This window comes from Mesorhizobium sp. M7A.F.Ca.ET.027.03.2.1 (assembly GCF_003999175.1).
Classification (GTDB): Bacteria; Pseudomonadota; Alphaproteobacteria; order Rhizobiales; family Rhizobiaceae; genus Mesorhizobium.
Genome location: NZ_RZOM01000042.1, coordinates 1 through 12,910, shown reverse-complemented (window position 1 = coordinate 12,910; position 12,910 = coordinate 1). Strand labels below are relative to the sequence as shown.

Genomic DNA, 12,910 nt, shown 5'->3' with positions numbered 1-12,910 from the left:
GTCGCCGACATCGTCCGCGTCGAGGCGGACACGGCCTTCCTGAGCGGTGGCGGCGCCGGCTTGATCGCACCGCTCGAAACCGTGCCGTTCGAAGCGGAAAGCCTCGATCTGGCGGTGTCGCTTCTGTCGCTGCAGGCCATGAACGACATCCCCGGCATGCTGATCCAGATCCGCCGTGCGTTGCGGCCGGATGGGCTTTTCCTCGGCGCCTTTGCCGGCGCCGGTACGCTTTTCGAGTTGCGCGAAAGCCTGCTTTCGGCCGAGACCGAGCTTTACGGCGGCGCCAGTCCGCGTGTCGCCCCGTTTACCGACGTGCGCGATGCCGGTGCGCTGCTGCAGCGCGCCGGTCTCGCTCTGCCGGTCGCCGACGTAGAGACGGTGACGGTGCGCTATGCCAGCCTGTTCAACCTGATGGCGGATCTGCGGGCCATGGGCGAAACCTCTGCGCTCACCGATCGCAGCCGGCGGCCGGGCTCGCGCAAGCTGTTTGCCCGCGCGGCGGAAATCTACGCCGAGCGGTTTTCCGACCCCGACGGCCGCGTGAGGGCAAGTTTCTCGATTGTCTGGATGTCCGGCTGGGCGCCCGACGCATCGCAGCAAAAACCGCTTAAGCCAGGGTCGGCCAAGGTCTCGCTGAGAACAATCCTGGAGGCGCCCGGCGGGCAATGATCCTGCCCGCAGGCGCGGAAAGCCGGATCAGGGCGTGGGTGCGAAAGCGTTCGCAAGCTTGCTGTTGTTGTCGCTGAACAGCCAGATGATCCCGTCGCGGACCTCACCGATACCGCCGACGATGGCCAGCGACAGCACGGCGATGATGACGCCATATTCGACGGCCGTGGCGCCGGTCTCGTCGTTCAGAAAACCCAGCAGCACTGCTTTCATGGCCTCAACCCCTCTGTCCGGGACCTTACCGCCGACCTGTTAAGAAAGGTTAACGGCAAAGGCTTAACAGGCGATGAAACCGCCGCCTTTCCGAAATCTCTTAACCATGTCAGCAGTCGCCGCTGCTCCTGCCATTGGACCTGATGATGCAGACCGAGCTCGGTTGCGGCTGCAGCACGCTGCGGCGCAGCGTGTAGGTTTCGCGATGGCCGATCGAGCCTGTCGCCGCCATGTCAAGCCCGCCGAAACCATCACGGGCCGACAGCGAGCGTGTCTGGCTGTCGAGGAAAGGGGTTGCAATCAGCGCCAGCGCCACCGCGGCCGAACCGAACAGCAGCGTGATGCGCAATATGCCCATGCCCGCATCGGCGGCGCGAAAACCGCGCTCGGGCCGGATCGAGTCCCAATCCCTGTCTAGGCTCATGCTATCGCTCCCCGGCAAATCGACGGCTCGGCCGCGAACGGCCATGCTTCAATTTTTCACGACGAGATAAATCTTCCATTAACGCTGGCTGATACACGCCTCGGCAGGAAGCGACCGGACGCGAACCTCAGAGCAGATCGATGAGGAACGGGATCAGCGGCGCATCGGCCGGCGGCATCGGATAGTCGCGCATCTGCTTCGGCCGCACCCATTTCAGCGTCTGCCCTTCCCTGGGCTGGGCTATGCCGCGAAAGCGGCGGCAAATGAACAGCGGCATCAGCAGGTGGAAATCGTCGTAGGAATGACTGGCGAAAGTAAGCGGCGCCAGGCATGGGATGTCGGTTTCGATGCCGATTTCCTCATGCAGTTCGCGAATGATGCATTGTTCCGGCGTCTCGCCGGGCTCGACCTTGCCGCCGGGAAATTCCCACAATCCGGCAAGTTGCTTGCCCTGAGGCCGCTGCGCCAGAAGCACCCGGCCGTCGGCATCGACCAGCGCGCAGGCGGCGACCAGGAGCAGGCGTTTGCCGGCGGTCACGACATCATTCATGACCCGGCGGCCGGCGGTAGTGGTAGCGATAGACTTCCTCGAAGCCGAGCGAATGGTAGAGCGCCAGCGCCGGCACGTTGTTGGCCTCGACCTGCAGCCAGGCTTCCCGCGCGCCCCGCAGCCGCGCCCATTTGAGCGCCGACAGGATCAGGTTGCGGCCATGGCCCTTGTTGCGCGCCGATCTGTCGGTGGCGACCTCGAACAGGCCGGCGAGATCGCCGTCATGCACGCAGATAAGCGTTGCCAGTGCCTCGGCTCCATCTTCGAGCGCGAACAGCCCGGCTTCGGGCTGGATGGCGCCGATGATCTCTGACAGGCCGGGGCGCAGCGAAACATCCGAACCGCTGACCTTGAGCAACGCGCCGATGAAGCGGCTGATGTCCTTGAGCGGAATCTGGTCCATGGCGGCGTCGAGCTGCGCGCCGGCCAGCGGCAGCCGCATGACCAGCGACTCGTCGAACCGGCTCCAGCCCTCGCGGTCGAGATGGCTGGCGAGATCGGGACCCGACAGCGGCGACATGCGGAACGTCAGCGGCCTTCCATAGGCATCGAAACGGCGGCTGGCCCGTCCGATACGGTCGGCCATGTGCATGATATCGCCGGGATCGAGCGGATTGACCGAGTTCAGCCGCTTGGCCGGATGGCCGGCGGTCAGCCGCACCACCCAGGTGCCGTCATAGTGGACGGCGGCTGCCGGCCAGGCGCGAAAGCCGGCCGCCTCGTAGCGGCGTACGATCGCGAGCATGCTTGCCGGATGCCTGGAGCTCAAAACCGTCAGCTCCGATAATCGCCATTGATGGCGACATATTCCTTGGTGAGATCGCAGGTCCACACCGTCGCCTTGCCGCGGCCGATGCCGATATCGGCACGGATGCGGATGTCGTCGCGCTTCATGTAGGCCGACGTCGCGGCCTCGGAGTAGCCGGGGTCGCGCTCGCCTTCATGCGCCAGCCTGTTGTCGCCGAACCAGATCGACAGCCGGTCGCGATCGGCGGGTTCGCCGGCCTTGCCGACGGCCATGACGACGCGGCCCCAATTGGCGTCCTCGCCGGCGACCGCCGTCTTGACCAGCGGCGAATTGGCGATGGACAGCGCGATGCGCTTGGCCGAGCGCGCCGATTTGGCGCCGGTGACGGTGACTTCGACCTGCTTGCGGGCGCCCTCGCCGTCGCGCACCACTTGCAGCGCCAGCGATTTCAGCACCTTGCCGAGCGCCCGGCGGAACGCGCCGAGACGGGCATCCTTGGGATCGGTTATGTCAGGCGCGCCGCGCTTGGCGGCCTTGCCGGTGGCGAAGATCAGCAGCGTGTCGCTGGTCGACGTGTCGCTGTCGACGGTGACCGCGTTGAAGGTCTTGGCCGTGCCGCGCGACAACAGATCCTGCAGGACGGGGGCGGCGATCGGCGCATCGGTGGCGATGAAGGAGAGCATCGTCGCCATGTCGGGCGCAATCATGCCGGCGCCCTTGGAAATGCCGTTGATGGTGACTTCGGTATCGCCGAGCTTGACGGTCGCAGTCGCCAGTTTCGGATAGGTATCCGTGGTCATGATCGCCTTTGCCGCCTCGGTCCACAGCCCAGGCTTGCCGTTGCTGACCAGCCCGGCCAGCAGGTGGCTGAATTTGCTGGTGTCGAGCGGCTCGCCGATGACGCCCGTCGAGGCCAGGAAAACCTCCGCTGCCGTGCAGCCGGCCGCCTTCGCCGCCGCCGCGCCGGTCAGCGCGGTCGACTCGCGGCCTTTCTTGCCGGTGAAGGCGTTGGCGTTGCCGGAATTGACGACCAGCACCCGGGCCTTGCCTGCGCCGAGATTCTGCCGGCAGAAATCGACCGGCGCCGAAGGGCATTTCGATTTCGTGAACACGCCGGCGACCGCGGTGCCTTCATCGAAGACCATGGTCAAAAGATCGGTGCGGCTCTTGTACTTTATCCCTGCCTCGGCGGTGGCGATGCGCACCCCATCGATTTCCGGCATTTTCGGGTATTTCTTCGGCGCGAGCGGCGAAATCGTCGTGGACATGGAGGCCTCGGGCGGGAAAAATCGCAGGGGAAGGCCGGTTTGCCCGATAGACCGCGCGGGCGCAAGGGCGTTTTCGTCGCTCTTGCCCGGGAGCTCGAACCCGCTCGTGGTTAGGCCTGCATTTCAAATCCGGTGGCGTCACCGGGGCCGATGGCGTTATGATCTGCCCCATGGGCAGGCTTGCGATCCTTGCATGGGCATTTCTGGGACTTTTGCTGCTGAGCGCGGATGCGCAGCCGCAACGGCGCGTGGCGCTTGTCATCGGCAACGGCACTTACGCCGAAGCCGGCACGCTGGCCAACCCGGTCAACGACGCCCTCGACATCGCCGACAAGCTGCGCTCGATCGGCTTCGAGGTGATCGAGGGCAATGATCTCGGCAAGCGTGAACTCGAACGCAGCATCGGCGCGTTTTCCGATGCGCTCCAGGGCGCCGGCGTCGGGCTTTTCTACTATGCCGGCCACGGCCTGCAGGTCGACGGGCGCAACTACATCGTGCCGGTCGACGCCAGGCTGGACGTGCCCGTCAAGTTGCAGCTCGAAGCAGTGCCGATCGACGAAGTCCTCGACATCATGGAACAGCAGACCAAGGTCAGCCTGGTGTTTCTCGATGCCTGCCGCAACAATCCGTTCGCCCGCAGTCTCAGCCGCACCGCCACCACGCGCTCGGCGAAGGCGCTGGCCGGGCTGGCGCAATTCGATTCGACGCGCGGCTCGTTCATCGCCTTCTCGACGGCACCTGGCGCTGTCGCCATGGACGGCAGCGGACGCAACTCGCCCTTCGCCGCCGCCCTGCTGCGCCACATCGCCGAGCCCGGCCAGAGCATCAACGACATGATGATCGCGGTGCGCCGCGACGTGGTTTCGCAAACCCGCGAAACCCAGCGCCCCTGGGAAGCAGGGATCGCTGCTCGAACGCTTCGAATTCGTCTCGGACGGACAACCCGCAGAGCCACAAAGGCCGGCCGCGGCGCCGGCGCCTTCAACGGAAGTGGCCGCACTTGAACGCTCTGTCGGCGACGACAAGGGATCGATCGAGAAATTCCTTCGCCAGGACTATCTGACGCCGGACACCGGGGCGATGAGCGAGACCGTCAAGCGGCTCTACGGCCCATCCGCCTTCATCTTCGGAACCCGCTACGACGCCGACGCCATCGTCAAGATCAAGGCCGACTGGTTTGCGCAGTGGGCCTCCTGGTCGCTAAGCATGGAGGCCGGCAGCCTGGAGGTCACTCCACAGGGCGAAGATCGCGCCGAGGCAGCCTTTGCGATGCGCTACGACTATCTTCCAAAGGACAGGTCGGCGGCACGCCTGACCGGCAAGGCGCGCGTCACGCTTGGGGTGGTCAAGGCCGGCGGCGGCTGGCGTATCGAATCCGAGACATCGCAGGCGATGCAGTAGGCGTGATCCCACGGCCAGCCGGGCAATTCAAGCTGGCAGTGCCTCATGGCGATAGGAATTTTTTCTTGACTCGGTGAGGGCAGCTATGCTACATTTTTGCCCATGGTGCTGATTTGCGCCAGTGACCCGCCGCCCGGCGGGTTTTTGCGTTTGGAGCTTCGCCAACCGACACGGCGGTAGACTTTCAGAGAATGAACTTAACCCCTGCCGCTACCATCCGTTCCCGAAGCTTGAAAACGCGCCGTTTCGTTTGAGCGTCGGGTCGCATATGATTGCCGGCGATAGTGTTGGCGAGGAGACAGAGATGGCCGAGGACGCCGATCCGGCGCGCAGATCGATCGGTGCGCGGCGCAACCCCGACAGCGCCGATGCCATTCTCGAAGCCGCCGAGGCCGTACTGGTCGAAGCCGGTTATGCCGGTTTCTCGATCGAGGCGGTGGCGCGGCGGGCCCGCGCCGGCAAACCCACCATCTATCGCTGGTGGCCGAGCAAGGCGGCATTGCTGCTTGAGGTCTATCAGCGCCAGAAGCGCGTCGAGGTTCCCGATACCGGGCGGCTGGAGGAGGATCTCGTCGGCTTCCTGAAAAACCTGTTCACCCACTGGCGCGAGACATCGTCGGGAAGCGTGTTCCGGTCGCTGATCGCCGAGGCGCAGTCGGACGAGACCGCTGCCGCGGCCCTTGCCGACTACTCGCTGGGCCGACGCTCCCATACCGGCCAGATCATCGAACGCGCCAAGGCAAGGGGCGAAATCCCGGCCGGCGTCGATTCAGCTGTTGTCGCAGACCTGATCGCCTCCTTCGCCTGGAGACATCTGTTGACCAACCGGCTCGACGAGGACGAAGCCACCATCGGCAAGGCGGTCAACTACGTGATGCGAGGCATAGCGGCGCCCGCCCCTTAAAAAACGGCGATGAAAAAGGGCGCGGCAACCCCTGGCTGCCGCGCCCTTTTCAAAGAGCTATCAGTCTTACTTGGCGCTTTCCAGCGTATCGACCGTCTTCTTCAGGTTCGCGTCGGGGATCTCGATCTTGGCGCCGGCGCGCAGCGACTTGACCAGCGCAAAATATTTGTCGCGGATGACCGCCTGCTTGGCCTGGTCCTTGACGTCGTCGAAGGCCGGCGGCTGCTTGGTGCGCTTGTCCTCGAGCTTGATGACATGCCAGCCGAACTGCGACTGCACCGGCTGCTCGGTGTATTTGCCGACCTCGAGCGCGGAGGCCGCCTTGTCGAACTCCGGCACCATCTGGCCAGGTCCGAACCAGCCGAGATCGCCGCCGCTGGTCTTGCCCGAGGGATCGCTGGTGTGCTCGTTGGCGAGCTTCTGGAAGTCGGCGCCGCCGTCGAGCTGCTTGATGATGGCCTCGGCCTCTTCCTTCGTCTTCACGAGGATGTGACGGGCATGCAGCTCGTTGGTGGGCGGCGTGTTGGCGATTTCCTGGTCGTAGCGGGCGCGGACCTCGGCGTCGGTGACCTTGTCGACGACGCCCTTCTCGACCATCTCGCCATGCAGCGCGCGCTGCTGCAGGAAGGCCATGCGGCGCTGGAAGTCGGGATCCTTGTCGAGCCCTGACGTGACCGCCTGGGCGGCCATGACACGGATCTCGATGGCAGCCGAGAGCGCTGCGGCACGGCGCTGCTCGGGTGGCAATTGCGCGAACTGCTGTGACAATTCCCCTTCGGCAAGCACCAGATCTGCTTCGGTCAGGGGCTGGCCGTTGACCGTGGCGATAACCTTATTCGGATCGACCGGTGCCGCGGCTGGCGCTGCTGCATCCGCCGGGGCGGGAGCGGTTTGCTGCGCCATCAGCGGCGAGAGCGAAAGGGCCGACAGGCCGACGGCCAAGCCAAGGCTGGCGAGCGACGCGCGGCGGAACAACAGGGACATAGGGTGGACTCCGGTGGGGATTGTTAAGAGGGTGCTTCCAGATCGGCCAGATTGTGGCGGAATTTGGCGCAGCCAGCAGGGCCAGCGCGGCGTTGACATCAGTTGAGCCCCCTCTTATCTGTCCAACGACTTTGCGTCCAGAACCGTTTTCCGGGCGCTTTTTGTGTTTGCCAGTGTTCACTAATGTGTTCGCCAGTGTTCACGTGGAATTGATGGGGCCGGCCGGCGCTCATCTCAAGATTGAGAATTCTATCGAAAGGACCATTGGATGGTCAGTCTCGGCGGTCTCGCCCGTAAGGTTTTCGGTTCCTCCAACGACCGTCGGGTCAAATCGACCCGGCCCCGTGTCGAGGCGATCAACGCCATGGAAAACGAGATGCGGGCGCTCTCCGACGAGGAGTTGGTCGGCCGCACCGCGAAATTCCGCCAGGACATCGCCAATGGCGCCACACTCGACGACCTGTTGGTGCCGGCCTTCGCCACCGCCCGCGAGGCAGCGCGCCGCGTGCTCGGCATGCGCCCCTTCGATGTCCAGCTGATCGGCGGCATGGTGCTGCACAATGGCGGTATTGCCGAGATGCGCACCGGCGAGGGCAAGACCCTGGTCGCGACGCTGCCGGTCTACCTCAATGCGCTCGCCGGCAAAGGCGTCCACGTCGTCACCGTCAACGATTACCTGGCCACCCGCGACTCCGAATGGATGGGCCGCGTCTACAAGTTCCTCGGCCTCTCGGTCGGCGTCATCGTCCATGGCCTGTCTGACGAGGAGCGCAGCGCCGCCTACGCCGCCGATGTCACCTACGCCACCAACAACGAGCTTGGCTTCGACTATCTGCGCGACAACATGAAATACGAGCGCGCCCAGATGGTGCAGCGCGGTCACAATTACGCGATCGTCGACGAAGTCGATTCCATCCTGGTCGACGAGGCGCGCACGCCGCTGATCATTTCCGGTCCGCTCGAGGACCGTTCGGAAATGTACAACACCATCGACACCTTCATCATCCAGCTGCAGCCGCAGGATTATGAGATCGACGAGAAGCAGAAGACCTCGATCTTCACCGAGGAAGGCACCGAGAAGCTCGAGAACCTTTTGCGCGATGCCGGCCTGCTCAAGGGCGAGTCGCTCTACGACGTCGAGAACGTCGCCATCGTCCATCACGTCAACAACGCGCTGAAGGCGCACCGGCTGTTCCAGAAGGACAAGGACTACATCGTCCGCAACGGCGAGATCGTCATCATCGACGAGTTCACCGGCCGCATGATGCCGGGCCGCCGCTATTCGGAAGGCCTGCACCAGGCGCTCGAAGCCAAGGAGCATGTGGCGATCCAGCCGGAGAACCAGACGCTGGCCTCCGTCACCTTCCAGAATTATTTCCGCCTCTACAAGAAGCTCTCCGGCATGACCGGCACGGCGCTGACCGAGGCCGAGGAATTCGGCAACATCTACGGTCTCGAAGTCACCGAGATCCCGACCAATCTGCCGGTCGTGCGCATCGACGAGGACGACGAGGTCTACCGGACGGTCGAGGAGAAATACAAGGCGATCGTCAGGGAGATCCGCGAAGCCAGCGCCAAGGGCCAGCCGACGCTGGTCGGCACCACTTCCATCGAAAAGTCCGAGCAGCTGGCCGAGCGCCTGCGCAAGGAAGGTTTTACCGATTTCGAAGTGCTGAACGCCCGCCATCACGAGCGCGAGGCGGCGATCGTCGCCCAGGCCGGCAAGCCCGGCGCCATCACCATCGCCACCAACATGGCCGGCCGCGGCACCGACATAAAGCTCGGCGGCAATGCCGAGATGCGCATCGAGGAAGAACTCGGCGACATGCCGGCCGGACCCGAGCGCGAGGCGCGGGAAAAGGAAATCATTGCCGACATCGAGCGGCTGAAGGAAAAGGCGCTGGCCGCCGGCGGCCTCTATGTGCTGGCCACCGAACGCCACGAATCGCGCCGCATCGACAACCAGTTGCGCGGCCGTTCCGGGCGTCAGGGCGACCCCGGCCGCTCGAAATTCTTCCTGTCGCTGCAGGACGACCTGATGCGCATCTTCGGCTCCGAGCGCATGGACGGCATGCTGCAGAAGCTCGGCCTCAAGGAAGACGAGGCGATCATCCATCCGTGGATCAACAAGGCGCTGGAAAAGGCGCAGAAGAAGGTCGAGGCGCGCAACTTCGACATCCGCAAGAACCTTCTGAAATATGACGACGTCTCCAACGACCAGCGCAAGGTGGTGTTCGAGCAGCGCATCGAACTGATGGACGGCGAAGGCCTGTCCGAAACGATCGCCGAGATGCGCGAAGGCGTCATCGACGAGATCGTCGCCAAGGCCATTCCCGAAAACGCCTATGCCGAGCAGTGGAACGTTGCCGGGCTGAAGGCCGAGATCACCGAGTTCCTGAACCTCGACCTGCCGGTCGAGGACTGGGCCAAGGAAGAGGGCATCGCCGAGGACGACATCCGCGAGCGCATCGGGCAGGCCGCCGAAGCCGCCGCCAAGGAGCGCGCCGAGCGTTTTGGCCCGGAGGTGATGAATTACGTCGAGCGTTCGGTGGTGCTGCAGACGCTCGACCATCTGTGGCGCGAGCACATCGTCAATCTCGACCATCTGCGTTCGGTCGTCGGCTTCCGCGGCTACGCCCAGCGCGATCCGCTGCAGGAGTACAAGGGCGAGGCGTTCGAGCTGTTCCAGGCCATGCTCGGCAATTTGCGCCAGGCCGTCACCGCGCAGCTGATGCGCGTCGAGCTGGTCCGCCAGGCCGCCGAAGCGCCGCCTCCGGAAGCCCCCGACATGTTCGGCACCCACATCGACGGCACAACCGGCGAGAACGACTTCGAAGGCGGCGAAACCGCCCTCCTGGTCCGCCCGGAGACAACCGCAATCGTCGCTCCCGAAGACCGCGATCCCAACAACCAGGCCACCTGGGGCAAGGTAGGCCGCAACGAAGCCTGCCCCTGCGGCTCGGGGAAGAAATATAAGCACTGCCACGGCGCGTTCGCGTAAGGGCTGCACTTGCCCGAAGGGCGGATGAGGGGCGGCGCTGGCGTTCGCGATTAGCCAATCTCCCCACCTGAGGGGGAGATGGCCGGCAGGCCGGAGGGGGGCGATGGCCCGCTGACGTCAGGGATCCGCTTTACGAGTTTTCCGTATCCCGACCGTCGGGTTCCTTGGCAATCCCTTTGAACGGTCCCTCGGTCTGCTTGACTTCCATCAAATGGCCTGTTGTTTCGTCACGCTTCTGCCAGAGTCCATCCGGCCGTGGCGGTGGTTCTGGTGGGATTAGGTCATAGCCTCGCTGCTGGGCACGGGCTTCGAAGCAATGTGTGCGAAACTCATCTCTCCGGATGTGGCCTTTCCGGACGTTGTTTCGATGGTAATTTCTTCGACCTCATCAGCATTAAACGAAACGGCGCTAGCCGTATAATAGACCCTATCGAACCCGCCTACCTTGTAGGTGATACAAACGATTGCCAGCCACCTCTTTTCGGACGAATTATCCGGGAGGTCTCTGGTGGAAGTCGCAACAGTGCGATTGTCGTCGGGAAAAACAACGATAGCTCCGTGATTCCAATTGCTTGGCTTGGCAACGGTCTCCGCAAATTTTTTAGTCACGGCATTGCCGAAGAGAAGAAAATTCATTGGCCTCACCAGCAGGTGGGCCGTAACGGATTCAGCTGGGCTTTTCCCGGTATTTTGGACTGCGACATTGAGCGTAAGGACTTCTCCTGTGTCTTTGGAGTTGAAAGACCCAAGCTCAATTTCACCCTTAAACCGGAGCCACGGTCGTTGTTCGGCGGCGAAGTGTTCGCGGGCGATGCGATTGGCGTCAACGGCGGCATTGGTGGCCGCCCTACTAAGCCAAAGGGTATAAGCGAGGGCGATGATGCCCGCTACCGACAGGGCGATTTGCGCAAGTGCGAGACTTTCTTGCCGCTTAGCGGATGCGGCACTCTCGACAGTGGCATCCGCAGCCCGTTGTTGGGCCTTCAGATCATCGGCCTCTAGCTTATCGCTTGCGCCTTCGCGATCCCTGGCTCGCTCGGCCTCGTCTGGATCTTCGATGATTTTGACCGGAAGCGCAGACTTCCAGGCATAGTTCTCGCCGCCACCTGCCTTCCCGTCTTTGCCTTCCTTCTGGCTTGGGGCTTCAGCGGCCACCCTTTGGGCTTCCTGCGCGCTTACGTGGGTGGCTAGCACCATGAACAACACAGTGAATAGAAAACGCATATTACCCCCTTGGCCACCTCGATCTTTGCGCCATCTTTGGCATATATGACGCAATTCTTTCCGCAGACAGATATTTGTGGTTCACTCCGACTTTATCTGGCTGGGGGAAAATATGCCGGAATTAGAGGGGCCGAACATGAGTCGGCACGAATTTTCAATTGCATATGACGGTGCCGAGCGGGTCGATGATCATACAATGGATGTCGAAAACCTTGCTCCTGCACTACTCGGATTCGGCAAGCTTATCCGAGAGGCTAATACTGAATTTAACGGCAACAAGGCTAAGGCTAGGGTACTCGTAGTATCTGACTTCGAACATAAGTGCTTCCAAGTTAATTTTGAAGCCGTTCTAACATACTATGAGTACGTCAGATCACTCATAGAGAGCAGCCCCATCAAGACAGCGAAGGAGGTCTTGGAATGGATTGGAATCTTCAAGCCAACAGGCGTCGGCGTTGCAGGGTATTTAAGTTACCTTGGGTATCTAAAAGTGAAACGCGGACGAAAGATCGAGAGCAAAACCGAAATCACCGATCAGAATGGCCAAGGCGTGGTCGCCATTAGGTTCGAGGGCGATCACAACGAGGTTCACGTGCACCACCACATCCACAACCTTGGCGAAAACCCTAAAGCCCTCGCCGCGACAAGGGATGCGCTTTCACCCATTGGCCGAGACGGCTTCACCAGTCTCGGCGTGCGCAAGGATGACCAATTTGTCGAGACAATCGATGCATCATCGGCAGATGCAATATTGGCCTCGTGCAACGCAGGGCCTGCGGAAAAAGAGCCGAGTGAGCCCGACGTTGACCCGACGACCGCGTGGCTAAGTGTCTATGGACCTGTCTACGATGAAAAGGCAGACAAGTGGCGGTTCAAGCTCGGTACGGATCATATATATGCCGACATCTCAGAAACCACTATTGCCAAGGATGCTCTTGATCGTGGCGGAGCAATGGTCGATGACACCTATCAAGTCCGCCTAGAGATCACGACTCCAAAGGACGAAAACGGCAAAAAGGGAAAACCAGCGTACAAGATATTGGAGGTGCTTAGGTTTGTACCGGCTACGCCTTCCGGCCAGCAACTCTCCCTAATCCCGGATGATAAGCAGGGACAGTGAACGATGACCGACACAGCCAACCGCCGCTTTGACCGCCTCCTAAAGGCGGTGGCTACCAAGCCGCCCTTCACTTCCCCGCGCAAGGCCCCCGCCGGCCTCCGCTATGGCTCCGGGCGTTCGTCGCTCGAAAAGCCAAATCGTTGGCTTTTCGTCCGCTGCGCGGACCACTCCCCACCCACGTTTTCTTAATGTGTCTCCGCTACACCAACGCCTGAAAAAGAAGCGGAAAACGGAGAGAAATCGGGGTGCGCTTTTCCGCGGCCACGACTGCCGGGCGGTTCTTGCCGCAGCGTTGGGCGCTGCGCATGGGGCCGTTGCTTGGCCGCATCGATGCCGTGCTGTTCACCGCCGACGAGCGCGGCGAGGCCGGCCGCATGTCGGTCATCGCCTTCTCGGTCCGCATC

13 protein-coding genes and 1 pseudogene are annotated in these 12,910 nt (G+C 62.6%); 7 read left to right on the top strand and 7 right to left on the bottom strand.

The window, feature by feature from the left end; all coding sequences use genetic code 11:
• Positions 1-669: methyltransferase domain-containing protein (locus EN750_RS03690; RefSeq protein WP_127395662.1), on the top strand; the 669-nt coding region annotated here is incomplete at its 5' end.
• A gap of 27 nt (positions 670-696) precedes the next feature.
• On the opposite strand, the gene EN750_RS03685 is transcribed toward EN750_RS03690, so the two are convergent.
• From EN750_RS03685 to argJ, 5 genes are all read right to left on the bottom strand, one after another.
• Positions 697-882, bottom strand: coding sequence for a Flp family type IVb pilin (locus EN750_RS03685; RefSeq protein WP_013529446.1), 186 nt, complete (start codon positions 880-882; stop codon positions 697-699).
• Between the two features lie 109 nt (positions 883-991).
• Complete coding sequence (locus tag EN750_RS03680; protein ID WP_013529445.1) at positions 992-1,306, bottom strand: hypothetical protein; 315 nt, start codon at positions 1,304-1,306, stop codon at positions 992-994.
• Between the two features lie 127 nt (positions 1,307-1,433).
• On the bottom strand, positions 1,434-1,856 hold the full coding sequence (gene mutT / locus EN750_RS03675) for an 8-oxo-dGTP diphosphatase MutT (protein ID WP_127322229.1): 423 nt from the start codon (positions 1,854-1,856) through the stop codon (positions 1,434-1,436).
• Positions 1,849-2,601 (bottom strand): GNAT family N-acetyltransferase, encoded by a 753-nt coding sequence (locus EN750_RS03670; protein WP_127269617.1) that lies wholly within the window; start codon positions 2,599-2,601, stop codon positions 1,849-1,851. The genes mutT and EN750_RS03670 overlap by 8 nt, the downstream gene beginning before the upstream one ends.
• Before the next feature lie 29 nt (positions 2,602-2,630).
• A complete protein-coding gene (gene argJ / locus EN750_RS03665; protein ID WP_127395661.1) occupies positions 2,631-3,872 on the bottom strand; it encodes a bifunctional glutamate N-acetyltransferase/amino-acid acetyltransferase ArgJ in 1,242 nt (413 codons plus the stop codon).
• A gap of 170 nt (positions 3,873-4,042) precedes the next feature.
• Here argJ and EN750_RS03660 point away from each other — a divergent pair, with 170 nt between their 5' ends.
• From EN750_RS03660 to EN750_RS03655, 3 genes are all read left to right on the top strand, one after another.
• On the top strand, positions 4,043-4,876 hold the full coding sequence (locus tag EN750_RS03660; protein ID WP_245482600.1) for a caspase domain-containing protein: 834 nt from the start codon (positions 4,043-4,045) through the stop codon (positions 4,874-4,876).
• Positions 4,863-5,273 (top strand): hypothetical protein, encoded by a 411-nt coding sequence (locus tag EN750_RS40420; RefSeq protein ID WP_245482598.1) that lies wholly within the window; start codon positions 4,863-4,865, stop codon positions 5,271-5,273. The genes EN750_RS03660 and EN750_RS40420 overlap by 14 nt, the downstream gene beginning before the upstream one ends.
• 304 nt (positions 5,274-5,577) lie before the next feature.
• Complete coding sequence (locus EN750_RS03655) at positions 5,578-6,177, top strand: TetR/AcrR family transcriptional regulator (protein WP_127395660.1); 600 nt, start codon at positions 5,578-5,580, stop codon at positions 6,175-6,177.
• Between the two features lie 66 nt (positions 6,178-6,243).
• Here EN750_RS03655 and EN750_RS03650 read toward each other — a convergent pair whose 3' ends face one another.
• Positions 6,244-7,161 (bottom strand): peptidylprolyl isomerase, encoded by a 918-nt coding sequence (locus tag EN750_RS03650; RefSeq protein ID WP_127269307.1) that lies wholly within the window; start codon positions 7,159-7,161, stop codon positions 6,244-6,246.
• A 268-nt stretch (positions 7,162-7,429) separates the two neighbouring features.
• Here EN750_RS03650 and secA point away from each other — a divergent pair, with 268 nt between their 5' ends.
• Positions 7,430-10,162: a preprotein translocase subunit SecA gene (secA, locus tag EN750_RS03645; RefSeq protein ID WP_127395659.1), complete on the top strand. Its 2,733-nt coding sequence runs from the start codon at positions 7,430-7,432 to the stop codon at positions 10,160-10,162.
• Between the two features lie 276 nt (positions 10,163-10,438).
• Here secA and EN750_RS03640 read toward each other — a convergent pair whose 3' ends face one another.
• Complete coding sequence (locus EN750_RS03640) at positions 10,439-11,386, bottom strand: hypothetical protein (RefSeq protein ID WP_127395658.1); 948 nt, start codon at positions 11,384-11,386, stop codon at positions 10,439-10,441.
• A 112-nt stretch (positions 11,387-11,498) separates the two neighbouring features.
• Here EN750_RS03640 and EN750_RS03635 point away from each other — a divergent pair, with 112 nt between their 5' ends.
• Positions 11,499-12,506: a hypothetical protein gene (locus EN750_RS03635; RefSeq protein ID WP_127395657.1), complete on the top strand. Its 1,008-nt coding sequence runs from the start codon at positions 11,499-11,501 to the stop codon at positions 12,504-12,506.
• Positions 12,507-12,751: 245 nt separating this feature from the next.
• A pseudogene (locus EN750_RS41605) lies at positions 12,752-12,910 on the top strand (lipopolysaccharide biosynthesis protein); the annotation flags it as partial.